The sequence below is a fragment of the Archangium lipolyticum genome (genome assembly GCF_024623785.1).
GTDB lineage: Bacteria > Myxococcota > Myxococcia > Myxococcales > Myxococcaceae > Archangium > Archangium lipolyticum.
Genome location: NZ_JANKBZ010000003.1, coordinates 219,033 through 243,416, shown reverse-complemented (window position 1 = coordinate 243,416; position 24,384 = coordinate 219,033). Strand labels below are relative to the sequence as shown.

23 protein-coding genes are annotated in these 24,384 nt (G+C 67.7%); 11 read left to right on the top strand and 12 right to left on the bottom strand.

Annotated elements, in window-relative coordinates:
- The 5 genes from NR810_RS08105 to NR810_RS08085 are packed head-to-tail and all read right to left on the bottom strand — an operon-like array spanning nt 1 to nt 4,103.
- On the bottom strand, nt 1-573 hold the full coding sequence (locus NR810_RS08105) for an amidohydrolase family protein (RefSeq protein ID WP_257449778.1): 573 nt from the start codon (nt 571-573) through the stop codon (nt 1-3).
- A 3-nt stretch (nt 574-576) separates the two neighbouring features.
- Nucleotides 577-1,602 (bottom strand): fumarylacetoacetate hydrolase family protein, encoded by a 1,026-nt coding sequence (locus NR810_RS08100; RefSeq protein ID WP_257449776.1) that lies wholly within the window; start codon nt 1,600-1,602, stop codon nt 577-579.
- 2 nt (nt 1,603-1,604) lie between these two features.
- The gene (locus NR810_RS08095) at nt 1,605-1,955 is read right to left on the bottom strand and encodes a Rieske (2Fe-2S) protein (protein WP_257449774.1); all 351 of its coding nucleotides are present in this window, start codon (nt 1,953-1,955) and stop codon (nt 1,605-1,607) included.
- 11 nt (nt 1,956-1,966) lie between these two features.
- On the bottom strand, nt 1,967-2,920 hold the full coding sequence (locus NR810_RS08090) for a VOC family protein (protein ID WP_257449771.1): 954 nt from the start codon (nt 2,918-2,920) through the stop codon (nt 1,967-1,969).
- A 25-nt stretch (nt 2,921-2,945) separates the two neighbouring features.
- The gene (locus tag NR810_RS08085) at nt 2,946-4,103 is read right to left on the bottom strand and encodes an alpha/beta hydrolase family protein (RefSeq protein ID WP_257449769.1); all 1,158 of its coding nucleotides are present in this window, start codon (nt 4,101-4,103) and stop codon (nt 2,946-2,948) included.
- A 113-nt stretch (nt 4,104-4,216) separates the two neighbouring features.
- On the opposite strand from NR810_RS08085, the gene NR810_RS08080 reads away from it, so the two are divergent.
- A complete protein-coding gene (locus NR810_RS08080) occupies nt 4,217-5,137 on the top strand; it encodes a LysR family transcriptional regulator (RefSeq protein ID WP_257449766.1) in 921 nt (306 codons plus the stop codon).
- Nucleotides 5,138-5,147: 10 nt separating this feature from the next.
- On the opposite strand, the gene NR810_RS08075 is transcribed toward NR810_RS08080, so the two are convergent.
- On the bottom strand, nt 5,148-6,131 hold the full coding sequence (locus NR810_RS08075) for a fumarylacetoacetate hydrolase family protein (RefSeq protein WP_257449763.1): 984 nt from the start codon (nt 6,129-6,131) through the stop codon (nt 5,148-5,150).
- Between the two features lie 177 nt (nt 6,132-6,308).
- On the opposite strand from NR810_RS08075, the gene NR810_RS08070 reads away from it, so the two are divergent.
- Entirely contained in the window at nt 6,309-7,094 is a 786-nt protein-coding gene (locus tag NR810_RS08070; protein ID WP_257449761.1) for a cyclase family protein, read from the top strand.
- A 12-nt stretch (nt 7,095-7,106) separates the two neighbouring features.
- Here NR810_RS08070 and NR810_RS08065 read toward each other — a convergent pair whose 3' ends face one another.
- Both NR810_RS08065 and NR810_RS08060 read right to left on the bottom strand, forming a co-directional pair.
- Nucleotides 7,107-8,297 carry a cytochrome P450 gene (locus NR810_RS08065; protein WP_257449759.1) on the bottom strand — a complete coding sequence of 397 codons (1,191 nt, stop codon included), beginning with the start codon at nt 8,295-8,297 and terminating at the stop codon, nt 7,107-7,109.
- Between the two features lie 19 nt (nt 8,298-8,316).
- Nucleotides 8,317-10,563: an RCC1 domain-containing protein gene (locus NR810_RS08060; RefSeq protein ID WP_257449757.1), complete on the bottom strand. Its 2,247-nt coding sequence runs from the start codon at nt 10,561-10,563 to the stop codon at nt 8,317-8,319.
- 236 nt (nt 10,564-10,799) lie between these two features.
- Between NR810_RS08060 and NR810_RS08055 the strand changes: the two genes are divergently transcribed.
- A complete protein-coding gene (locus NR810_RS08055) occupies nt 10,800-11,297 on the top strand; it encodes a hypothetical protein (RefSeq protein WP_257449756.1) in 498 nt (165 codons plus the stop codon).
- A 33-nt stretch (nt 11,298-11,330) separates the two neighbouring features.
- Here the strand turns inward: NR810_RS08055 and NR810_RS08050 are convergent, their stop codons facing one another.
- Complete coding sequence (locus NR810_RS08050) at nt 11,331-13,073, bottom strand: WD40/YVTN/BNR-like repeat-containing protein (protein ID WP_257449754.1); 1,743 nt, start codon at nt 13,071-13,073, stop codon at nt 11,331-11,333.
- A gap of 112 nt (nt 13,074-13,185) precedes the next feature.
- Here NR810_RS08050 and NR810_RS08045 point away from each other — a divergent pair, with 112 nt between their 5' ends.
- The 8 genes from NR810_RS08045 to NR810_RS08010 all read left to right on the top strand — a co-directional run bounded on the left by NR810_RS08045 (nt 13,186) and on the right by NR810_RS08010 (nt 20,937).
- A complete protein-coding gene (locus tag NR810_RS08045; RefSeq protein ID WP_257449752.1) occupies nt 13,186-13,653 on the top strand; it encodes a nuclear transport factor 2 family protein in 468 nt (155 codons plus the stop codon).
- Nucleotides 13,650-15,200 carry an AMP-binding protein gene (locus NR810_RS08040; protein WP_257449750.1) on the top strand — a complete coding sequence of 517 codons (1,551 nt, stop codon included), beginning with the start codon at nt 13,650-13,652 and terminating at the stop codon, nt 15,198-15,200. The genes NR810_RS08045 and NR810_RS08040 overlap by 4 nt, the downstream gene beginning before the upstream one ends.
- On the top strand, nt 15,197-16,252 hold the full coding sequence (locus NR810_RS08035) for a ketoacyl-ACP synthase III family protein (protein ID WP_257449748.1): 1,056 nt from the start codon (nt 15,197-15,199) through the stop codon (nt 16,250-16,252). Before NR810_RS08040 ends, NR810_RS08035 begins: the two co-directional genes overlap by 4 nt.
- Before the next feature lie 55 nt (nt 16,253-16,307).
- Nucleotides 16,308-17,099 (top strand): AAC(3) family N-acetyltransferase, encoded by a 792-nt coding sequence (locus NR810_RS08030; RefSeq protein WP_257449746.1) that lies wholly within the window; start codon nt 16,308-16,310, stop codon nt 17,097-17,099.
- 44 nt (nt 17,100-17,143) lie between these two features.
- Nucleotides 17,144-17,821 carry a VOC family protein gene (locus NR810_RS08025; protein ID WP_257449744.1) on the top strand — a complete coding sequence of 226 codons (678 nt, stop codon included), beginning with the start codon at nt 17,144-17,146 and terminating at the stop codon, nt 17,819-17,821.
- Nucleotides 17,822-17,941: 120 nt separating this feature from the next.
- Entirely contained in the window at nt 17,942-18,859 is a 918-nt protein-coding gene (locus NR810_RS08020) for a hypothetical protein (RefSeq protein WP_257449741.1), read from the top strand.
- A gap of 177 nt (nt 18,860-19,036) precedes the next feature.
- Complete coding sequence (locus NR810_RS08015) at nt 19,037-19,549, top strand: hypothetical protein (protein ID WP_257449740.1); 513 nt, start codon at nt 19,037-19,039, stop codon at nt 19,547-19,549.
- A 2-nt stretch (nt 19,550-19,551) separates the two neighbouring features.
- Nucleotides 19,552-20,937 (top strand): tripartite tricarboxylate transporter permease, encoded by a 1,386-nt coding sequence (locus tag NR810_RS08010; RefSeq protein WP_257449738.1) that lies wholly within the window; start codon nt 19,552-19,554, stop codon nt 20,935-20,937.
- A 79-nt stretch (nt 20,938-21,016) separates the two neighbouring features.
- Here NR810_RS08010 and NR810_RS08005 read toward each other — a convergent pair whose 3' ends face one another.
- From NR810_RS08005 to NR810_RS07995, 3 genes are all read right to left on the bottom strand, one after another.
- Nucleotides 21,017-21,958 (bottom strand): DMT family transporter, encoded by a 942-nt coding sequence (locus NR810_RS08005; protein ID WP_257449736.1) that lies wholly within the window; start codon nt 21,956-21,958, stop codon nt 21,017-21,019.
- Entirely contained in the window at nt 21,948-22,985 is a 1,038-nt protein-coding gene (locus NR810_RS08000; RefSeq protein WP_257449735.1) for a TauD/TfdA family dioxygenase, read from the bottom strand. Before NR810_RS08000 ends, NR810_RS08005 begins: the two co-directional genes overlap by 11 nt.
- A 98-nt stretch (nt 22,986-23,083) precedes the next feature.
- Nucleotides 23,084-24,334 carry an NAD(P)/FAD-dependent oxidoreductase gene (locus NR810_RS07995; RefSeq protein ID WP_257449733.1) on the bottom strand — a complete coding sequence of 417 codons (1,251 nt, stop codon included), beginning with the start codon at nt 24,332-24,334 and terminating at the stop codon, nt 23,084-23,086.
- Nucleotides 24,335-24,384 lie beyond the last annotated feature (50 nt).

The following is a 24,384-nucleotide window of genomic DNA, read 5'->3' as shown; positions in this document are numbered from 1 at the left end:
TCAGGTTCGTTGCGTTTCGACCGCGTTCAGGCCCAGCAGCTCGGCCGCGTTGAGGCCCAGGATCCGCGCGCGTTCCGCGTCGCTCAGACCCGGCACGGCGTCCACCAATGCCTGGACGTCGTATGCGCCCATGTCGAAGGGATAGTCGGTACCGATCACCACCTGCGAGGCTCCGACGACCTCGATGAGGCGCCGCAGGACATCGGGGTCGTGGACGACGCGGCGAGGATGGCCACCCGCCAGGGCGGCGATGTGCTCGTTCTGGACCCGCACGACCTCGCGGGCGAGCTCCTCGTCCGCCCAGTAGTAGTACTGGTTGGGTGAAGGGCTGACCACCTGGATGTCCACGCCCATGGCGTCCATGTCGCGCAGGCGCAGCTCGATGTCCGTCAGCTTGGGCATCGCCTTCGGGAGCATGACGGTGGCGTTGTGCACCGTGGACGCTTCACCCTGGGCGCGGAGTTGCAGCTGCGGCTCCGCCTTCTTCTCCGGCCGGTCCGCGACCAGGCGCTCCACGTCGAGGCTCAGGGCGTGGCAGTGGAGGTCCACCACGAGCCGTCGGTCCGTCGCCATGGCTCAGTCCTCCTCCACGATGCAGGGATTGCGCTGGGTGCCGAGCCCGGTGATGGAGCCCTCCAGGACATCGCCCGGGCGCAGGAAGCGGTTGTAGTGGGTGCCATTGCCAGCGGGTGAACCGGTGCAGAGCACGTCTCCCGGCAGCAGCTGGACGTGGGACGAGATGAACTCGATGAGGCGCGCGACGTCGAAGATCATGTCGGCCGTGCTCTCGTCCTGCATGGTCTCGCCGTTGAGCTTGAGCGTGACGCGCAGGTCCTGCGGGTTGTCCACGAAGGTGGCGGGCACCAGGTAGGGACCCATGGGAAGGAAGGTCGGCGAGCTCTTGCTGGCCATCCAATCCATGCCCATCTGCGGAACGTCCGGGCGGTAGACGAGCTCGCGGCTGGTGAGGTCGTTCACGACCACGTAGCCGGCGACGTACTCGAGCGCCTCCGCGCGGGACACGCGCCGGGCGGGCCGGCCGATCACCACGCCCAGCTCGAGCTCCCAGTCGGCCTGGCTCACGTCCCGGGGCAGCACGACGGAGTCGTAGGGGCCCACCACCGCGGACGAGGCCTTGAAGAAGACGAACGGCTTGCCCTTCGCCGCGCGCTCGTCCATGAGCTTCTCGCCGTAGGCCTGGCGCTCCTCGGCGGACATCTTCTCCGTGAGGTGGCTCTTCTGGTCGATGATGAGATCGATGACGTGCTTGCGGTAGTTCGCCCCGGAGCAATAGATCTGCCGGGGCTGCGGGAGCGGTGCCCGGACCTGGAGCCTGCTGACCGGAACCAGGAGCGAGGCCACCCGGGGCGCCCCACCCGTGCGGATCAGCTCCGCGACCCGGCTCAACGTCGCGAAGTTGCGCGGCCACTCCTGGAGGAGCTCCTGGACGGAGGCGGTGCCAACGAGCGGCTGGCCGAGACTGGCGGCGAGTGGCGCGAGCGCCTCGAGCGCGACGACCTGTTCGTCGATGACGAGGCCGGGAAAGGACGGGCTTCCCGCGACCGCGAAGGTACCGATTGAAAAGCGGGCTTGCTCGCCCATGGTCACTCCTCCTCGAGTGTGGCGTAGACGTGATCAGCGGAATCCAGCAGCAGGGGCACACGGGTCAGTGCCTGCCCCAGACAAGGTCCGAGCGTGCAGATGCCGGTGGCGATGTCGAACCGCGCGCCGTGGGCATGGCAGACGATGCGGCTGCCGTCGCGGCTGAGGTAGGCGTCCTTGCGCCAGGCCATGGGCGCGCCGGGCTGGTGGGGACAATCATCGCGCCAGGCGTGCAGGTCGCGGCCCCGGCGCACCACCAGCAGGGTGTCGCGGCCGGTGCCCAGCGGATCGAAGCCGCGCGACTGCCCGTCGGGCAGCTCGTCGAGCCGGCACAGGAAGACCCCGCGACTCATGGCCGGATGGATCAGTGCTTGCCGGGGGCGCCAGGCGGCGGCGGACCACCCGGTGCCCATTTGGCACGGTGCTGGAACAGGAACAGCTGCGAGGCGTCGGCGCTCATCGGCGCTTCGCGTGCGGACCATCGCTGATCGTGCTGGTCCATGTCGGCGTCGTATTCCACATGGCAGCCGAGCGGGCTGTTGAAGTACCAGAACCAGTTGGAGCCGAAGCGGTGCCGGCCCGGTCCCCAGAACGACTGATAGCCCTTCTCGACGAAGCGAGTGCCGGCCAGCATCACCTCCGTCGGTCCGCCCATGTGGAAGGTGAAGTGCTCGACGCCCTTCATCTGCGGCGGGGTCTGGATCATGAACAGCGTGTGGTGGTCGTTCGTGCCGGCCGGGCGCAGGAAGGGGCCCACGCCGGTGAAGCGGTCCGTGCAGACGAAGCCGAGGCGCTTGACGTAGAAGGCCTCCGCCTTGGCGGAGTCGGGCACGAAATACACCACGTGCGACAACGTGCGCGGCAGCGCCTCGCGGGTTGGGTCCACGCCGATCACGTTCACCGGGCGTTGCGCGGGGTTGCCGGGGGCGTTGACGGTCTCGCCAGCCAGCGTCAGCGGCCGCCGCACGGTGACCTGGAAGGCCAGCGCGAAGCCCATGTCGTCCACCGTGTGCAGGCGGCCATGGGCATCGCGGCGCACCTCGCGGTCGCGGCCGAGCTCCGTGGCGATGAGCTCCAGGGTCGCGTTGTCGGCCACGCCGTAGACGGTTTCGCGCAGTTGGCTGGCGGTGCCCATGGCGGGCGGCAGACTGGGGTCGGAGTGGTGCTTGATGACGATGTGCGTGCCATCGAGGGCCTCGAAGCGGCCGCCCTGCGCGTTCACGTCCACGCCGCGCAGGCCGTAGTCCAGCAGGTACTGGCAGCAGGCGGCCACGTCGTCGACGCCGAAGACCAGTGCGTCGGGTCCGATGATGTTCATGAGGGCTTCCTTGTCGATGGGGTGATCAGGCAGTACGGCCGCCCAGGGTTTCGGCGACCCAGTCGGCGATGAAGGCGCCAGCGTTGGCGCTGTTGTCGAAGCTGCTGTGCTGCACGCCGCCTTCGCGCGCGGTGAACACCTTGAGCTCGCGCTTCGGGCTGTTGACCAGCTGCTCGTAGGTGCGCTCGGCCCACTTCAGGGGGATCTGCGAGTCCTTCTCGCCATGGGTGACGAGGAAGGGCACCCGGATGCGGTCGAGCACACCGTCGAGGTGCACGTTCTCGGCGATGCGCAGGAAGTCATCCATGTCCTTCGCGCCCCAGACCCAACGCACATGTTCCCAGTAGTGCGGCACCGGGAAGCTGCCCTCCTTCTGCAGCCGCTTCTTCTGCACGTCACGCCAGTCGTGGTTGGCGCCCCAGACCACGCCCATCGCGAACCGCGGCTCGAAGGCCACCGCCCGCGGGCAGAAGTAGCCGCCGAGCGACACGCCTTCGAGACCGATGCGCCTGGCATCGATGTCCTCGCGGGTCTCCAGCCAGTCGACCACCTTGCTGGCCCAGCGCTCGCTGTCGTACACGGCCTTCAGGCCGTGCAGGCGCAGCGCCTCGCCGGTGCCGGGCTGGTCGATCACCAGCGAGGCCACGCCGCGTTGCGCCAACCAGCGTGGCAGGCCCACGAAGTATTTCATCTCCTTGGTGCTGTCCAAGCCGTTCACCTGCACCAGGAGCGGCTGGCGGCCGCTCACGCCTTCGGCGCGGGTGTAGAGGCCCGCCAGGTGCGTCCCCTCATACGGGATCTCCACCCGCTCGCAGTTGGCATGCGACAACGCCGTGCCCTTCTTGAAGGTCTCGAGCACGCGGGCGTACAGCGCCTTGCGCTCGGGGTTGCCATGGGCCTGCATGCGCTCGGCGGTGAGGTAGTACATCGAGGCGCGCTGCAACTTGTCGCCGGCCGAAATCAACCGGCCGGCGCGCTCGTCGTCCTCCGCCAGCGCGCACAGCTTGTCGCCCATCGCGACCCAGGTGCGCATGAAGGCGCGCGTGCCCTCGGCATCGGGCTGTTCCGAAGCGGCGAGCAGCGGCGCGCACATCTCCTCGATCTCTCCGATGCGCGCGCCCATCTCGATCGCGAGGTCGACCGACAGATTCCAGACGTAGTTCTTGGGGAAGTAGCGAAACATGGGGGGCGGCCCTCGCTGGATGCGTCCGGTGCATTACTTAAGAATCCCCGAGGTATCGGAGAAGCCGTATTTCCCGATACGAAGTATCGGCCCCGCCGATGCATGATGGGGCCATGCGGTTCCAGAACCTGGACCTGAACCTGCTGGTGGCCCTGGATGTCCTGCTCGAGGAGCGGAATGTCTCTCGGGCGGCCGCCCGGCTGCATTTGAGTCAGTCAGCCATGAGCGGCGCGCTCGGGCGGCTGCGGGAGTTCTTCGGTGACGAGCTCCTGGTGCAGGTCGGGCGCCAGATGGTTCCGACGCCCCGGGCGGAGAGCCTCGCCCAGAAGATCCGGGACATCTTGTTGCGCATCCAGTCCGCGGTCGAGGCGATGCCCAGCTTCGACCCGGCGTCGGCCCGGCGCACGTTCAGGATCGTCACGTCCGATTACGTCACCGAGGTATTGCTCGCGGACGTGTTGCGCCAGCTCAAGCACGTGGCACCAGGAATCTCGCTGGAGCTCATTCCCCCTGGAGTCGCCACGGGCGAGTCCCTTCAACGGGGGGAGATCGACTTCGTCATCACGCCAGACACGTACCTGCTGGACCTCCATCCCAAGGAGGTCCTCTTCGAGGAGACCTACTGCTGCGTCGTCTGGACGGGCAACACCCGGGTGGGCGACGCCCTCTCGCTCGAGCAGTACCTGGAGTCGGGACACATCGGCGTCAGTCTCGCCAAACAGTCGCCGTCCGCCGAACAGGGGTTCCTGGAGCGGTTCGGGCATGAGCGCCGGATCGAGGTGACCGTCCCCAGCTTCTGCACCGTGCCCCACCTGCTCGTCGGTACGGACCTGATCGCGACGATGCATTCCCGCCTGGCCAGGCTCTATGCGCGATTCCTGCCGCTCCGCCTCCTGACGTCGCCGATCGACTTCCCTCCCCTCGTCGAGATGGTTCAGTGGAGCCGCTACTTCGAGTCCGACCCGGGCCTGACCTGGATGCGCGGGCTCTTCCAGACGTGTGTGGCCGAACAGGAATCCCGCCAGGGCCCCTGAGACATCCCGCTCAGGGCAGCGCGGGGACCACCTTCTGGTCGATCGCGCCAAAGACACTGCGGCCCTCGGAGTCGAAGACTTCCATGCGCACGGTGTCCCCGAAACGCATGAAGCCGGAGACCGGCTTCCCGTGCGCGAGCATCTCCAGGGCCCGGCGCTCCGCGATGCAGGCGGAGCCCGCGCTGGAATCGGCGTTCGAGACCGTCCCCGAGCCAATCACCGTCCCGGCCCGGAGCCTGCGGGTCGCCGCCGCATGCGCGATGAGCTGGTGGAAGCTGAAGTTCATCTCCCCGCCGTTCGGGTGTCCGAACCACTCGCCGTTCCAGCACACGTTCAAGGGCAGGTGCACGCGCCCATCCTTCCAGGCACCGCCGAGCTCATCGGGCGTGACGGCGACGGGCGCGAAGCTGGACGAGGGCTTGGCCTGGAGGAAGCCGAAGCCCTTCTTCATCTCGATGGGCGTGAAGGCGCGGAGGCTGACGTCGTTCACCTGGAGCAGCAGCTTGATGTGACCCGCGGCCTGTCCGGCCGTGCAGCCCATGGGCACATCGTCCACCATGATGGCGAACTCGCCCTCGAAGTCGATGCCATGGGTCTCGCTCGGAAGCGGGACATCGGCCCGGGGCCCGAGGAAGTCGTCCGACGCGCCCTGGTACATCAAGGGAACGGTCTCGAAGTCGGGGACGGGGGCGATGCCAAAGGCCCTCTCCATGAGCCGGCCATGGTTGAGGAAGGCCGAGCCGTCGCACCACTGGTAGGCCCGAGGCAGGGGTGCCATCGCGGCGGCCGGGTCGAAGTCGAACGCGTGGGGCGCGGTCCCGGCGTTCAGCGCGTCGGAGAGCGCTCTCAGGGCGGGCTCGACCTCCGCCCAGTTCTCGATGGCATCCTGCATCGTGGACACGATGGGACGGGCATGCACCGCCCGGCGCAGGTCGCGCGAAACGACGACCAACATCCCGTCCCGGGTTCCATTCTCGAGCGTTCCCAGCTTCATGACGGAGTTCCATAAACCGTCACCCGGAGCCCGGGAAGCCGGTTGTATCGATGCCACCCATCGGTGGCGCCGATGGTTGGTATCGCGAGAACCGCGTTCCCCCGTGCGCTAGCAGTGCGTGATCCTCCAGGCCGGACACGGCTCGGAATGCGAGCCACATGCGGGAAGGGCCACGACATGAACACCAAGGGGCTGCGCTTCGTCGATCTCTCCGTCACGCTCGAGAACAGTGCCTACACGGATCCGCCCTCGCTCCTGCCGCACATCGAGTACTCGGATCACGCGGCGGGCGCGGAGGAGATGGCCACGATGTTCCCTGGCCTCACCCCCGACCACCTGCCCGGACGCGAGGGGTGGGCGGGCGAGCGGATGAAGCTCACCGCCCACAACGGTACGCACATGGACGCGCCCTGGCACTACGCCTCGACCACGGACGGCGGCAAGCCGGCCTACGGCATCGAAGCGCTGCCGCTCGACTGGTGCTTCCGCCCGGGGGTGAAGCTCGACTTCCGGGACCGGCCCAACGGCCATGTCGTCACGGCCGCGGAGGTCGAGGCGGAGCTGAAGCGCATCGGCCATACGCTCCAGCCTTTCGACATCGTGCTCGTGAACACCTCCGCGGCCGCGCTCTATGGCAAGCCCGGCTATCTGGACGCGGGCTGCGGCATGGGCCGCGAGGCGACCCTCTACTTGCTGGAGCGGGGCGTGCGCGTGGTCGGCACGGACGCGTGGAGCTGGGATGCGCCCTTCAAGTACACGCGCGAGAGGTTCGCGAAGACCGGCGACGCGTCGATCATCTGGGAGGGCCACAAGGCCGGCCGTGACATGGGTTACGGACAGATGGAGAAGCTCACCAACCTCGACCTGCTGCCGCCCGTTGGCTACACGGTCGCGTGCTTCCCCTATAAGATCAAGAACGGCTCGGCCGGCTTCACGCGCGCCGTCGCCATCTTCTCGAACTAGCTGCGCCCTCCATCAGGCCGGGATGAACCGGAGAGGCAGCGTGTGAGGCCCGCGAACCGTGATGGCCTGGCTCCAGGTCAGCTCGGCGGAGGTCCGCTTGAAGCCGCTGAAGCGGGAGAGCAGTGCTTCCAGGCCGCAGCGGGCCTCCATCCGGGCCAGCTGCGCGCCGATGCAGTAGTGGGCGCCATACCCGAAGGAGATGCTGGTCTGCTCGCGGTGGAGATCGAAGCGATCGGGCTCGGGGTAGTGGCGCTCGTCCCGGTTGGCCGAGGCGATGAGGGCGAGCACCACCTCCCCTTTGGGAATCGTCACCCCGGAGATCGTCACGTCGGAGGTGACGATGCGCACCACGGACTGGACGGGAGAGTCGTAGCGCAGCATCTCCTCGATGAACCTGGGCACCAGCATGGGCTCCGCGCGCAGCCGTGCCTGCTCCTCGGGGCGCTCGGCCAGGAAGAGCAGGGAGTTGGCCAGCAGGTGCACCGTCGTCTCCAGGCCCGCGATGAGCAGCAGCACCAGGAAGTCGATGATCTCCCGATCCGTCAAGCGCTGTCCGTCCGCCTCCGCGCGCACCAGATCGCTGACCAGATCATCCGCGGGCACGCGGCGGCGGGCCTCGAGGACCTCGGTGATGTAGCGCGTGAGGTCCGCGATCGCGGCGAGCGTGCGCTGGGTGTGCTCGGGGCTCAGGGGCTCGGGGGTGACGCTGGCGATGTCGTCCGACCAGTCCTTGAACCGGTGATGGAGGGAGACGTCCAGCCCGAGCAGCTCGCCGATGACGAACGTCGGCAGCGGCATGGCGAACGTGGAGACGAAGTCCGCTTCGCCCTTCTCCACCAGCTCATCCGCGAGCCGGTTGGCGAGCTTCCGGATGCGCGTCTCCAGCCGGCTGATGGCGCTGGCGTTGAAGGCCCGGCTCACCAGCGTGCGCAGCCGGGTGTGGCTCGTCCCATCCAGCGCGAGCATCGAGTTGGCGAGCGGGTTGTACCCCACCCACGCGGGCTGCCACGCCGCCTTGAACCCCTCGGAGGAGAACAGCTGGGGGTTCTTGATGACGAAGGCCACGTCGTCATACCGGGAGATGGCCCAGAACCCAGCGGGCTCCACCCGGGTGACGGGGGTGTTGCGGCGCAGCTCGGCGTAGCCGGGATGGGGGTTGGCCCGGAACTCGGGCGCCAGGATGTTCACGCGTTGGGTGGTCACGAGGGTCTCCAGACAGCGCTCAGTACAACCGGGAGCGGATGGGAACAGCGGATCTTCCGGCGGGTCCATGGCCCAGCTGGCCGTGGTAGTTGCTTCCCCAGGACCACAGGGAGCCGTCGGAGCGTAACGCCAACGAGTGGAGAGTGCCTCCGGAGACGGCCACCACCCCACCCTGCCCCAGCACCGGCACCGGCGTGGAGTGGCTGGTCGTGGTGCCATCTCCCAACTGGCCGTAGTTGTTGAGGCCCCAGGCCCACGCGATACCGTCGGTGCCCACCGCCAGCGAGTGGCCGTAGACAGCTGCCGCGCCCACCACCCCGCTCAGCCCCTTGATCTGCATGGGCACGAGGAGATCGGTCGTGGTGCCATCCCCCAACTGGCCGAAGGTGTTGGCGCCCCAGGTCCACACGGTACCGTCGGTGCGCACCGCCAACGAGTGGGAGGAGCCCGCGGACACGGCCACCATTCCGTCCGGCACCAGTGCCCGCGTCGGCAAGAGGCTGTCGGTCGCGGTGCCATCGCCCAGCTGCCCCTGTCTGTTGCTACCCCAGGTCCACACGGAGCCATCGGACAGCACCGCCAGCGAGTGGAACCAGCCCGCGGACACGGCCACCGCCCCGCTCAGTCCTTGCACCCGCACCGGCACGAAGCTGCTGCTCGTGGTGCCATCCCCCAGCTGGCCATTTCTATTGAAACCCCAGGTCCACACGGAGCCATCGGACAGCACCGCCACCGAGTGCGCCGCGCCCGCGGCCACGGCCACCACCCCGCTCAGCCCCTTCACCTGCACCGGCACGAAGCTTCTGTTCGTGGTGCCCTCGCCCAGCTGGCCATTGGAGTTGAGGCCCCAGGCCCACACGGTGCCGTCGGAGAGCACCGCCAGCGAGTGGCCATCACCCGTGGACACGGCCACCACCCCGCTCAGCCCCTGCACCTGCACCGGCGCGTTGCGGTCCTTCCGGGTCCCATCCCCCAACTGACCGTAGTAGTTGGCGCCCCAGGCCCAGAGGGAGCCGTCGGTGCGCACCGCCAGAGAATGGGCGGAGCCCGCGGACACGGCCACCACCCCGCTCAGCCCCTGTACCCGCACCGGCGAGGAGAGATGAATCGAGGAACCATCTCCCCTCTGGCCGTATTCGTTGTTGCCCCAGGCCCAGAGGGAGCCATCGGCTCGCAGCGCCAGCGAGTAGAGACCACCCGCGGCCACAGCCGTGACTCCGCTCACCCCTTGCACCTGCCCCGGCAAGGTCGCGTATTCCACCGAGATGCCATTGCCCAACTGGCCGGAGGTGTTGTTTCCCCAGGCCCAGACAGTGCCGTCGGTGCGCACCGCCATCGAGTGGGCCCAACCCGCGGACACGGACACCACGTCCGTCAGCCCCTTCACCGGCCTCGGCAGCCAGCGGGTGCTCATGGCGTTGCCATCCCCCAGTTGGCCGGCGAAGTTGTCGCCCCATCCCCACACGGTGCCATCGGAGCGCAGCGCCAGCGAGTGGTTGCCGCCAGCGTCCAGGGCCACCACTCCGCTCAGCTCTTCCACCTGCCAGGGCGTGGGGTAGCTGCCCTCCCCGGGAGCGCCCGCCAGTTGCTGGGAGGAGTTGTCACCCCAGGCCCAGACGGTGCCGTCATGGAGCAGCGCCAGCGAGTGGTTGTTTCCAGCGGCCACGGCCACCACCCTGCTCAGCCCGGGAACCCGCGCGGGCGTGGAGTGACCATCCCAGGTTCCATCCCCCAGCTGGCCGACGGAGTTGTCACCCCAGGCCCACACGGTGCCGTCGTAGCGCAGGGCCAGCGAGTGGCCGTCTCCCGCCGCCACGGCCACCACCCCGCTCAGCCCGGGCACGCGCGCTGGCGTGGAGTGCCCTTCCGAGGTCCCATCCCCCAGCTGGCCGGCGGAGTTGTCACCCCAGGCCCACACGGTGCCATCGGCTCGCAGTGCCAGCGAGTGGTTGCCTCCCACGGCCACGGCCACCACTGCGCGCAGCCCCTGCACCCGCACCGGCACACGGCGCGAGGTCGTGGTCCCATCTCCCAATTGACCGTGGGAGTTGGCGCCCGCGGCCCAGACCGTTCCATCCAGGCGCACCGCCAGGGAGTGATCGAATCCCGCCGCGAACCGGGCTCGTGCCCGCGATCCCAGCAGAGAAGAGTCCAGCACCTCCGGCTCTTCTGAAACGCCGCCGGGCTGACCACAGCCCACCACCAGGATGACGCCGAGCCAGACTCCCAAGAGTCCGTGCATCCACCGCCCTTCGATGCTTCGCATTTCGCGACTCCGTGAGCTACGGGTTTTCAAAGGAATTCCCGTATAGATGACTCAAGGAGTGGCGGAAGACAAACGTCACCACGTTCATCATTTTCCAAGCAATCAATGCGGGAAGAACATTCCGAAGGGCTCGGATCGAGCGGAGGGGGAGTCCTGGCTCCCCCAAGCGAGGGATTCGAGCGCGGCTCTCATCGGGTAGGTGTCAACAGAGACGGCATCCAAAAGAGAGGAACTCCATGCTACGTAGCTCAATGCTCTCGTTTTCTGTGGTCGTCGGGTTGTCCTTCTCGTGGGCACGACCCGCGCTGGCGCAGGACCCATCGGTCAGCCTCGGGAGCCTCGAATGCGAGGCCATTCGTGAGCAGAAGGCGCTGGTCGACACGCAACAGTCCATCCTGGCGCGGAATAGTGCCTACGCGGTCAATCTGACGGATGTGATCGCGGCGGGGTTCATGCCGGCCGCATGCCCGGATGGCTCGCGTGTGCGCGTGTCGGGGTCGCAGCAGGTGGGGGGCTGTCACTTCACCTATGGGCTGGTATCCGTGGTGAACAGCCCACAAACCGGTGACTTCTCCTTCGAAACCGTGGCCCTGGGTGTCAAGGGGACGCCGTCCGCGGGACTCGAATTGTATGTCTTCCGGGTCGTGAACCGTTACTACGAGTACATCGAATCCTATATGTATCGCAATGGCGTGTACAGCGATGTGGATTTGGATGCGTGCCCAGCCGAGTGAGGGCCTCCCGGCTCGAAGGTGTCTGGCTCCAAGTCAGGCCAGCCCTTCCAGGTGGATCGCCCCCGGCGGAGGTAGCGCGGTGGTTGGTTTCTGATCCAGGGTGATGTGTTGATCGGGGCAGAGGATCCGTTCCCAGGTCGAGCCGTCGAAGCGGGCGAGTTCGGTCAACCCGATACACCACATCACGCCGTCACACGCGTGCAGCCGGCCACCGCCAAAAGAGGGCGTCAGCCCGGTCTCGACGGGCTTCAACGTGTCGCCCGCGAGCTCGAGGATGTCGAGCCGGGAAGCAACGAAGAGTCGTTCACCGAGCACCGCGACGCCGACCAGCGGTGCCTTGTCTCCGGTCTGGAATGTCCTCCAGCGGCCCTCCGCTCCGCGAACGAGGAGCGTCCCCTGGTCGCCGACGACGGCAATCCCTTCCCTCGTGGTCGCCACCGCGTGCAGCTCGACCTGGGTCGGAGCCTCCAGCGAGTGCCACGACTCTCCATCGAAGTGCATCACCCGCCCGCCGGTTCCCACGGCGGTCAGGTCACGGAGGGAGTGGCCAGCAATGTCCCTGAAGGCTCCCGTGGCCCCCTGGGGCAGCCCCTTCTCCAAGCGGTTCCAGGTCTTGCCCGACGAGGCATGGACGACGAGGTCATCGCCACACACGACGAGACCATCAGTCACCGAGCGGATGCGGTGCAGGGGCGCGGGAGCGTTGAGCACATCGAGCCGAACGAGCGCTCCGCCACTGACCACGACGACGACACCGTCGTTGAGCAGAATGCGCCACGAGCGCTGGTTCTCGGCGTCGATGAAGTAGCACAGGGAAATCGGAGCCCCGCCTGGCGTCGACGTCGCCCCCCACCCTTTCGTGGTCGAGTACCCGTAGAGACGGCCGAACTCCGCGTCACGCCACCGTGGGGTGTGGCACACCGCGAAGCCCGCGAGGTCGGCTCGCACGCAGACGCCGTCGAGGAAGTGCATGTTCGCACGCCAGTGGCCGGTGGGTGTCCGCGTCTTCCGCGGAGGTGCCTTGAAGGCCCGCTTTCCTCGCACCAGCGGACGGCCCTCGGCAATGGCCTCGAGAATGAGCTCCCGCTCGAGCTGGATGAAGGCGAGCTCTGATTCACCCTCGGCTTTCGACGATCTCTGGCCGGCGGGCCCGAGGCCCACCCACGAGGACCAGTCGAACAGCTCCGGGGCGAGCAGCCGGAGCGCCAGCGGGTCCTCGGGCACGGTCTTGCCCGACACCTCGAGGAAGTTCCCCCCGCGGACGACGGGCGAGACGAGCCCTCCCTCGAGGCGAATCACGTGCTCCTCCGTCAGCACGCACGCCGCCCGCGTCGGCCCCTCCACGACGATGGACCCGTGGTTGTAGAAGCCGAACAGCGCGCCCGACAGCGTCAGCGCACCTTCCACCCGCACCTGGCTGCCGCCGCAGGCGACATCGCGCGCATGGAGATCGCCTCGCACGAGCAGAAAGGGGCCGAAGTCCATCTCGGCATTCACGACCGCGCCCTTCACCGTCACGTCGCCGTCGATGATCAGCCCGATCAGCGCGTCCATGGTGTTGCCGCCTTTGTCACGGCGCGGAATGCCCAGGAACCGATCGAGCTGTCGGAAGTCGAGCGGAAGGTGATCGAGCTCGATGGGGCCGCGAAGGACGGCCACCCGTTCGTTCGAGCGCTTCTTCAGGTCGAAGCGCTTCTTCAGCTGGAACTCGCGGTCGAGCTCGCGGACGGAGGCAACGGTGACGGAGGGCTTCTTCATCGCTGATCGGGCCTGCATATCGCACCTCCTTGCCAACGCAACACGTGAGCGTTCGCTCCCTCTTCAGGGTGAAGCGTTTCATATACTTTCAAGTGATTTCCGCCAAGGCCTGACGCTCTAACCTGAGCGCATGATCGGGACATCAGAGGCAATCCCTGGCAACGGCGGTGTGATGTCCGTTCGCGAGTCCATCGCCGACCTGGTGGCGAGGTACGCGTTGGCCTACGACACTCGCGACTGGGACGCGCTCGTCGAGTGCTTCACCCCGGACGCGTCGCTGACCCTGCGCGTCGCCGGTGGCGACCTGGCCGGTCCGTTCCGGGGACACTCGGAGATCATGCGCCTGATGCGGGACTCCGCCGCGGCGCAGGACGACCGCAGGCGGCACGTGTGCACGAACCTGGTGGTCGACCCCTCCGGTCCCGGCACGGCCACCGCGCGCTCGTACCTGACGCTGATCTCGGTTCGGGACGGGCGCCTCGAGGTGCTGTCCACCGGGACCTACACCGACGAGGTGGTCCAGGCCGGGGAGTCCTGGCGGTTGCGCGCCCGGCACATCGAGCTCGACCTCCCCACTGATGGCCGGGGCCCTCGATGAACCTCGGGCTGATCCCCGCCAGGTGGGCGGCCCTCACTCCCCGGCGAACCGCGCTGGTCGACATCACCCACCAGCGGCGCATCGACTGGGCCACCTTGGACACCCGGGTGCGCAGGCTGGCCAACGGCCTGCGGGCACTGGGTCTGCGCTCCGGTGACCGGGTGGCCGTGCTCAGCCGCAACAGCATCGAGTACCAGGAGCTCTACTTCGCGGTGGGCCGCGCGGGCCTGGTGCTGTTGCCGCTGAACTGGAGGCTGTCCACCGAGGCGCTGCGCACACTCGTCGCCAACGCTGAACCCGCCGTCCTGGTCGCCTCGGCCGAGTTCCGGCACGTGGCCGAGGACCTGGGCCGGGCGGTCGACCTGGTGCGCCTGCTCCACTATGGACCCAGCGGGGATGGCGGCTATGAGGAGCTCATCGCCTCGGCGCCGGATACCGAGCCGCCCTGGTGCGAGCAGGTCCAGGATACCGATCCCTGTTTCATCCTCTACACCGGCGGCACGACCGGAACGGCCAAAGGCGTGGTGCACTCCCATCGCAGTGTGGCCGCCGGGATGCTCAACCAGACGGTGGCGGAGCGGATAGTGCCCTCGGACGTCTACCTGCTCACCGGGCAGATGTTCCACATCCCCGTGGTGCTCTCGATGAACTATCTGGCCCACGGCTGCCCCGTGGTGCTGATGAACTTCGATGCCCGGCAGGCGCTGGAGGTCATCGAACAGGAGCGGGTCTCGGCGTTCCTCGGCATCACCACGATGCTCAACTGGATGCTGGAGGTGCCGGGGTTCGGCACCTACGACCTGTCGAGTCTGCGCAACATCCAATACGGCGGTGGCCCGATGCCCAGCGCGATCGTGCGCGCGGTGGCGGAGGCCTTCCCGTGCGATTTGATCCAGGGATACGGGCAGACCGAAGGGGTGACCATGTCGTTCCTGTCCCAGGAGGACCACCGCAATGCGCTGCGGGGGATCCACCCGCACCGGCTGCGCTCCTGTGGCCGCGAGGGCTTCGGCACCCGGATCCGGGTCGTCGACGCGGACGGCCACGACGTGCCGCGCGACGGAAGGACTCCCGGTGAGATCGTGGTCCGCGGCGAGGCCAACATGCTCGGCTACTTCCGGCGGCCGGACCTGACCGCGGCCACCTTCCGGGACGGGTGGATGCGGACCGGCGATGTGGCCACCTGGGATGACGAGCGCTACCTGTACATCGTCGACCGGCTGAAGGACATGATCATCTCGGGTGGGGAGAAGATCTACAGCGTCGAGGTGGAGGAGGCGATCGGCAGGCACCCGGCCGTGCTGGAGTGCGCCGTGATCGGGGTGCCCGACGAGCAGTGGGGAGAGTCGGTGAAGGCCTTCGTGGTGCTCAAGCCGAACCGGACGGCGACAGCGGAGGACATCATCGACGTCGCCCGCAGGCACCTGGCCTCCTACCAGAAACCACGTTCGGTGGAGTTCGTCGCCGAGTTGCCGAAGGCGCCCACCGGCAAGCTGCTCAAGCGGGAGCTGCGCGCACCCTACTGGGCGGACAGGAACATCTCATGAAGACACCAGGCGTGTTCATCAGCGCGACCGGGACCTACCTCCCCGACCGGGTGCCGGTCGAGTGGGCCGTCGCCCAGGGACATCTGGGCGAGGCCGAGGCCAGACGGTACGGCATCACGGGCGTCTCGGTCGCGGGCGACCTGCCCGCGCCGGAGATGGCGCTCCGCGCGAGCAGGCAGGCGATGCATCGCGCCGGACAGGATCCGGCGGCGCTGAGCCTCCTCCTGTATGTCAGCACCTGGTACCAGGGACCCCACGGCTGGTGTCCCCAGTACTACGTCCAGCGGCACACCGGCTCCGGACAGGCGACCGCGGCGGAGATCCGGCAGGCCTGCATGGGCATGTTCAGCGCCTGCGAGCTGGCCGCGGCTCACCTGCTCGCGGCACCGGAGCACACGGCCGCCCTGATCACCTCGGCGGACAACTACAACACCCCGAGGATCGACCGCTGGCGGTCCACCCCGCACGCCCCGCTCGGCGACGGTGCGTGCGCGCTGCTGCTCACCCGGAAGCCCGGTTTCGCGCGCCTGGAGTCGATCAACGCGGTGACACTGCCCCAGTACGAGGAGCGGCACCGGGGCTCGACTCCCCTGTTCCCGCCGGAGGCGACCCTGGGCACGACAAAGCTCGACCTGGAGAGGGCCAAGGAGCAGTGGTTCTCGACCACGGGCACGGACCCGCGGGAACTGGCGGCGACGATGTCCAGAACCCTGCTGGAGATCGTCGACAAGACCCTCCGGGAGGCGAGCCTGGACATGTCCGAGATCACCCGGGTCGCCTTCGTCAACTGGTCCGAGGAGCGCGTGCGGGAACGCGCCGCGGTCCCGCTTGGACTGCCCATGTCCAGGTTGACCTGGGAGTACGGCCGCACCATCGGACACGTCGGCGCCAGCGACCAGGTGCTCTCGCTGGACCACCTCCTCGTCTCCGGCGAGCTGAACGCGGGAGACAACCTCCTGCTGCTCGGTACCGGGACGGGGGCGAACATCGCGTGCATGGCCGTGCGGATCCTGCACCGGCCGCGTTGGGCGGAAGTCGAGAACGTGAGGTGAAGGCATCGTAGAGTTCCAACGCACTGGCCCCGAAACCGGCGGATGGAGCAACGCGATGACGGAAATGAGAGTCGCTCAGGTGGTCGCCCAGCTTCGAGCACTGGGCGTACGCCCCGGCGGTGTGCTGCTCGTCCACACGTCGTTCAGGGCGGTGAGGCCCATCGAAGGCGGCCCGCTGGGGCTGATTGACGCATTGAGGTCCGCGCTCGGGGAGGCTGGCACGCTGGTCATGCCGACGATGACCGACGGAGAGACGGTCTTCGATCCCGCGTCGACGCCGACGTGCGACATGGGCATCACCGCCGAGCTGTTCTGGAGACAGCCGGGTGTACGGCGCAGCACGCATCCGGGTGGCTCGTTCGCGGCCGTGGGTCCCATGGCCGAGCGCATCTGCGCACCCCAGCCCCTGTCGCCCCCGCATGGCCCGGACAGTCCGGTGGGCCGCGTGCACGACCTCGCCGGACAGGTGTTGCTCCTCGGCGTGGGTCACAGCGAGAACACGACGTTGCACCTGGCGGAGGCCATCGCGGGTGTCCCCTACTCCGTCGAGCATCCCTGCATCGTCGAGGTGGACGGAGCCGTACGAACCGTGATGATCCCCGAGACCGACCATTGCTGCCGGGGCTTCAACCTGCTCGACGAGCCGCTGCGCGCACGCGCGTTGCAGCACGAGGGCCTCGTGGGCCACGCCCGGGCACGGCTGTGCGACTCACGGGATATCGTCGCCACGGCGGTCGGGCTGCTCGCGTCGGATCCTCTCGTGTTCCTGTGTGCGCCGGAGGCGCACTGCGAGGAGTGTGACACGGCGCGCGCCAGCGTCGGCCCGCCCTCGAAAGCGGCGAAGTGAGCTGGCGCCTGAAACGGTGAATGTTCCGGGCTAGACTGGCGGCCATGAGCCACGCGCGTGTCAGCATCTGCCACGTCTTTGTATTCGTCGAGCCCGGCGCTCCGGAGGCCGCCTGGCTGGAACGAGCGGGTCTACGAGAGAGCTTCCGGCGCGTCCATCCAGGCCAGGGCACCACCAATGTCTGCTATTGCTTCGACAACGCGTACCTGGAGCTGATGTGGGCTGTAGACTGGACGGAGCTGGCGAGTCCCGCCGTCACCCCGACCCGGCTGGCCGAGCGTGCTGCCTGGCGAAGTACCGGCGCCTCTCCCTTCGGCATCGCCTTGCGTACCGAGCCGCCCGAAGCTCCATTGCCCTTCGGCACCTGGGACTACCAGGCCCCCTTTCTCCCCTCGGGACGGACGATTCCCGTCGCTCATTCGAGCAGGGAGCCACGCCAGCCCTTCCTGTTCCGCTCCCCCGGCAGTGTCCGGCCCGATCAGTGGACGGATGGCCGGGCTGGCGAGCGGCAGCGCGGTGCCGGATTGTCTGAGATTGCCGCCTTGCACCTCATGCTTCCACCCGGCCTGGAGTCCGCGGCGGAACTGCGACAGTTGGAGCAGGCGGGGCTTCTCACCCTGGGAACCGGGGAGGATGGGCCACGCATGGTCCTGACGCTCTCCCTCCTCTCGGGCGGCCCACCGAAGCGCTTGTCCCTGCCGGACTTCGGCTGGTCTGACTGACCACTCGCGGCAGCAACGGAGCCGGTCACGGCCCCGTCACACCCCTTGTGAGAGAACGCGTGCGCCCAGGCCGGTGGAGCAACGACACGCGTATTCGCGATGACAGGGGCGTACAACATCATGAAGAAGATTCAATGGAGGGGAAGCCTGGAGTTGCTGCTGGCGGCGCAGGTGCTGGCGGTGGGCTGCGGACCCGCGCAGGCGCTCCACGAGCCGCCGGCCCTCGCCAGCCTGACCCGGGAGATCCGGATTGCCAACGGGCTCTCCACCAACGGGCTTTCCACCAACGGACTCTCCACCAACGGGCTTTCCACCAACGGACTCTCCACCAACGGGGTGAACACGGCCGATTTCGCGACGTGGTTCCAGAGCGGCCCGGAGCGGAACGACACGCTGATGCAGTACGTGGTGCGCTGCGGCGTGCGGAAGGGCCAGAGCATCTCCTACACGGACCCGACCACGGCGCGCGTCTACACCTGGGAGGGGCTGCTGGGCCTCACGCCGGGGTGGGCGGGGGGCGCGGCGGTGACGGAGGCGGAGCAGCAGTTGATGACGGCGTGCCTGCTGGCGCACGTGAACAACTACGGGATGAACATTCCGCTGTCCGTGCTGGGACGGAACACGGAGGGGGCGGAGCTCGACTACAGCCAGGAGGAGCTGGGGACGTACTCACGGACCGAGGGGTGCTTCTTCGGCAATCTCTTCACGGGCGAGGGCCTCTTCGTGGGGTCGGACGGAAGCGGCCTGGATGACACGGAGAGCTCGCCGCGCGCCTGCGCCCTGATGTCCAGCACCACCGGATCCGCGTGCGCGCCGCTGGCGTACGTCGGAACGTGCGAGAGCCTGTGCACGCGAGACGGCACCCAGCCGTACTACACGAGCTGCACGCTGAACGGACGCCAGTACCTGCCCATCACCACGAGGCTGCGGCCCGAGGAGGTGTACCAGTGCGGGGACGGGGTGTGCCAGTGGACCGAGCAGTGCGGCAGTGGGACGACGCCTGACAGCTGCGCGGCGGACTGCGGCACCTGCTCCTGAAGAGAGCCCCCTCGGCGGACGGCTCCTGCCGTCCGCCGTCCGGTTCTCGCCGGGAGTGAAGCCGCTTCGAGGACAGACCAACATGATGAAACGCATGACCACCTCCGTTGTGGGCAAGTAGGCTTAGGCTTACCCTCGCGCGCCCTGGGCCCGGCGGCAACGATCGGAGACAGACAGATGAAAAAACACGACCCGCGACAAGGGCACCTGGCCGAGGTCTGGGGCGATACGGTCGATCTGCGGCATCTGGCGTGGTCCATGGGGATCGGACTCGTCGTCAGCCTGGCCTGCTTCCTTCTGGCCAGCCATCTCCTGGCGGCCCGGGTCGGTAGTGTCACGCTCGCACGTGCCTACGCGATGCTGGCGGGTCTGGTCGGCTGCGTTCTGTCCGGCGTCATCTGCGGGGCACTGTTTCCTCCCAAGCGTGAGGTGGTGGAGGACGGGGCGGCCGATCCGTCGTGGCGCCAGCAGGTGCTGAACGAGCTCGCCGCGCAGTCCGGCGAACTCGGATCGGTCGCCGAGCTTCCGCCTTCGGTGGTGGATGAGATGAAGGCGCTGAACATCTACGAGCTGTTCGCGAACGCCCAGCCGGTCGTGTCCGACACGGCCTCGGCCTCTTCCGGAACCACCCCATCGGCACGCGCCGAGGTGCCGATACCCCAGGCGGCACTTCCGGCGACGAAGGAGTGATAGTGCAAGCGGACCTCTTGAATGAGATCCTGGTCGCCGCGGGCATGGGGCTGCTCGGAGCGGTGGTGTTCGCCGCCATCGGATTGATCTCCGGGACTGACGAGACGACGACGCTCGCACCGCCTACCCTGCTGGTCGCACTGCTGGGCGTGCCGCCGGCGGGCGTCTTCACCTTCTTTCTCGCCGGGGCCGTCGCCAAGCACATGACGCATGCGGTCCCCACCGCACTGCTCGGCATCCCCGGCGACACCACCGCCATTCCACTGCTGCAGGACGCCAACACCCTGCGCAACCTCGGCGTACCGCACATCGCGCTGCGCAAGATGGTGTCCGGAGGAATCGTCGCCGCCTTCCTGGCGGTGCCGCTGGCGGTGTTGTTCGCCGTCCTGCTCGCGCCCTTCAGCGACATCATCTCGAAGTCGGCGCCGTGGCTCTTCGTGACGGCCGCGGTGCTGATCGCCTACCTGTCTGGCGGCCGTTGGGCGTCCGTGGCCACGCTGGTGCCCTTCGTCCTCGTCATCGTGGCGCTGCAGGCGTTCACGGCCAGCCGTGGCGTCAAGCTCAGTGTGAGCTACTTCCTCGGAATCGCCATCGGCCCGCTGGTGGCCGACCTGTTCTCGGTGCTCTCTCCGCTCGAGGGGCCGCGCATGCGACGCGACCGCGTCCGGACGTTCTCGCTGGCTCCGGATGTGAAGGGCTGGTCGGGTTATTTCCCCAACCCGTTCAAGGTGCTCGACGCCACCCAGACCCGCTGGACGCTCGCCGCCGCGGCGGTGTCGAGCGCCACGTTCGTCTTCAGCCCGGTGGCGATGACGGTGGTGATGGGCGAGGCCGTGGGCTCGCGCATCAAGCATGCGTATCACCGGCTGACCACCGTGCTGGCCGCGCGCAACGGGGTGACCGAGTCCACCTACATCGCTGAAGTGCTGATTCCGCTGATCGCTTTCGGTCTGCCCTTGAGTCCGGTGGCGGCCGGTCCGGCCGCGCCGCTGTTCAACGCGCCTCCACGGTTCACGGTGGATACCGCCACCGGGCAGACGCACAACCTGCACGATCTGCTCAGTCACTGGGAGTTTCTTGGCTACGGCATGTTGTCCGTGGTGCTGGCGTCGCTGGTGTCCTACCCGTTCGCCATGAACCATGCGCGGCGGGCGGCGCTGTTCGTCTCGCGCAAGGTGAGCCACGAGGCCATCATCGCCACCTTCATCGGACTGATCATCGTCATCAGCGTCTGGGAAGGCCAGGTCCTGGGGCTGCTGGTGATCCTGACGATGGGACTGCTCGGTGGGCTGTTGTCGCGCACCCTCGGATTCAACACGGGCGTGCAGTTCATGGGTTACTACACCGCGGTGCTCACCGTGCCCGCGTTGCTCAAGCTGTTCACGTGACGGAGAAGGCGCCAGTGCGAAGACGGTGATGGACGCGGCTCCGGGCTGCGTGCTGCTCGATGAGCTGCTCGGGGCAGGCTCACGCGTCCAGGTGGGCAGGAGCGCCCGGGTGGAGCTCTTCCTGGCGGAGCCGGTCGGAGGCTCGGCGGGTGGTGGTCCGGAAAGGAAACCTCTTCGGGAGCTCCATGAGGATCATCGCAATCACCAACAGCACGCCTCCCAGGTAGCCCATCGGCGAGATCCGCTCAGCCGCGAGCAGATAGGCGAACACCGCGCCCCAAAGCGGCTCGGTCGAGAAGATCAGCGCCGTCTTGATGGGGGAGATCTTCTGTTGCGCCTTCATCTGCACCAGGTAGGCGAGCGCACTGCCCAACACGCCGGTGAACAACAGGGCCCACCATGAATCCAGCCCCCGAGGGAGCGTCGACCGAGGCTCCGCGAAGCCGCTCGCGATGGCAGCGAGCACCGCCACCGTCGCCATCTGCACGGCGGTGAGGACCAGGGGATCCTGCCGGCTCCCCACCCTGGGAACGAACAGGATGTGGAGCCCGAAGAAGACCGCGCAGCCGATCTCCATCAAGTCGCCGAGATTCAACCCGATCGTCCCCGCTCCACTGAGGCACCAGAGCCCTGCGGTGGCCAGTCCCGTGGCGGCCACGATCTTGCGCGTGAGTTTCACCCGGAAGAAGAGCCTTCCGAATACCGGCACGAAAATGACCGAGAGCCCGGTCAGGAACGCCGCGTTCGTCGAGCTGGTGTGCACGAGACCGAGGGTCTGCAGGACATAGCCCCCGAAGAGCAGGGTGCCAAGGATGGCACCGGACCCGAGGGTGGTCCCCGAGACCTTCCGCCTCCAGACCGCGGCGACCGCGATGAGCAGGAGCGAGGCCAGGCCGTAGCGGAGCGCGACGAATTGCAGGGGCGGGATGTCCGCCGTGGCGCCCTTGATGATGGGAAAGGTAGCGCCCCAGATGCACGCCACCCCGAGCAGGAGTGCCACCCAGATTCGTTCAGCTTTCAAGTGGGCCTCCGCCTTCGATCCACGGAGAGCTGAGCGACTTGCGGAGGGAGGATGACTTCCGCAGGTCCGCCGTGACGAAGATCCGCTTCAGCCAACGGTCATTGCCGTCGAACCGCGCGCGGAATGGTTTGCGGCCATGGACCGCGCGGTAGTTGTCGATGAGGCAGAGATCGCCGGGCATCAGGACCCATTGGAACTGCGAGCGCTCGATCACCTGGAAGAATGCATTCAGCGCCTCCCACGCCTCGACATCCCCCTCGCGGGGCTGGGTGTAGAGGGGGTCCGCTCTCAGGAAGGGGTGCTTGCGATTCCCGAAGAGAACCGAGACGAGCTCGCGTGGGAAGTCGACCTCCTCCCCTTCCACGGTTTCGTCGGGAAGAATGTAGAACCGCTTCTCGAAGAGGACTCCGCGCTGGGCTTCGGTCAGCTCCTCGAACGCGGGAACCGCGAGCGTCGTAGGCGTCGATGTCGGATTGCGCAGGCAGAGCAGCCCGAGGAAGTCACAGCAGAACGCATGAAAGGCGTCTTCGGTATGCCAGAACAACTCGCCGCGGCTGCTGGACGCCAGTTGCTGAGTCTCGCTCCCCTGGAGCGGCATGATGTCGTGCACCATTCGCGCGCCCTGGATGTGCTTGCGAAAGGTGAACGGCTCCCCGATGGCGGAGGCGATCAGGGCAAGCCACGTCGTCTCCCGGAGCGTGGGGGAAGCGAGCACGGAGGGGTACTGCTCCGGGGTCGGGCCAATCCCCTCCTGGTCGATGGGCAAACCAGACACCACCCACACGGGCTCCGCCTCGCCGCGTCGATAACGGCTCAAGGACTGGAGCAGCGGCAGGGGGAGCAGGTGGTGGAGCTCTCGGCAGGCATCGAGCCAGGCTCGCTCGCCATCCCGTGCGGTGCGAGCGACCTCGTCGATCAGCCACTCGACAGCTTCGAGCTCCGCCTCGGAAAGGCGGTAGCGCGAAACGGGTGGACCCTGGAGGCTGCTGGGCGAGCATGCACGATGGTATTTTTCGAGCAGAATCATGATTCCCAGCTAGATGTACGCTGGGGCTGTTGTGACGCTCGCATCTCGAGACGTGGGAGCCTGCTCGGTTGATGCAGTACCGGGCGAGAATGCGCCGGCTACCCCACTCGAGGCAGTGCGAGCGGCAAGAGCTCAGAGGGCGGGTCCACCATGTGGAGCACGCGCATGGCGCGCTGGTGCGCGTCCGGATCGAAGGTGGCCCGGAGCATCACCCGATCCCCCAGGGCGGTGTTGAGCATCATGGCCAGGCGCCGGGTCGCGCTCACGTTCTCCAGGGTGCATCCGGGCACGCGGAGATCCTCGCCGGCCGCCGTGAGCCAGGGGCCCATGACGAGCTCGTTGAACCGCTTCTGCGAGGTCCTCCCCTCCCGGGCCAGTTGCCTCCCGAGCTCGAGCGCCGACAGCAGGCTCACCGTCATTCCCTGCCCATAGATGGGATTGAAGGAGCACAGCGCATCACCCATCATCACGAAGTTGTCGGCCTGGAACGCGGGCCGCAGCACGCGTGTGCCCGCCATCCTCCGAAAGGAGCGGATGGGCCCCACGAACTCGGCGTCGGACAGCACCTGGGCCACACAGGGGTCGCGCAGGGAGCGCGCATACTCCAGGAAGCCCTCCCGGTCTCCCGGAGGCAATTCGCGACCGGCGCCGATCAGCATCGCCAGGTGGAGTCCGTCCTCGATGGGGTTGATGCCACCTCCGCGCAGGAAATGGGGCGCGCACACCTGCACGTAGGCCTGCCGGAATGGCAGACGCTCCGCGTGGGGGAGGCGCACCACACACGTGGAGTAGCTCGCCCGAGCATCCACCTTCTCGAGCACCGCCCGCGAGCGGAAGGGACCGTTGCGCCCCGAGGCATCCACGAAGAGCGAGGCCTCCACCTCCCGTCCATCCCGCGCCTTCACCGCCAGGATGCGGCGTCGCGAGGAATCCCACCGGAACGTCTCGGCCTCGAAGCGCTCGACGAGCTCGATTCCCGGGTTGCTCACCAGCCGCGCGCGGACCGTCTTCTCCAGGAGCCTGCGGCTGCACAGGCGCGAGGTGATGTCCGAGGGCGGACGCGGGAAGGCTCCGAAGCGGCCCACCCAATAGCTGTTCGTGCCCCAGTCGATCTCCACTGCCCCGGCCCGGGTGAGGTCCTCGTCGATGCCCGGGAAGAGCTCCCCGAGCGCCAACCAACCGCGCCGCATCAACACGTGGAGGTGATCCACCTGCGGCACGCCCTGGCGCTCGTGCGCCACGTCCTGGCCATCCCTATCCACGAGCAGGACGCGCTCGAAGTGCTGGGACAACACGTTCGCCGCCGACAACCCGGCGATCCCACCGCCAATCACGACTGCTCTCGACATGAAGAGGCTCCTTGGGTGCTCTCGTCTACGCAGCCCCGTCGCCTCCGTCA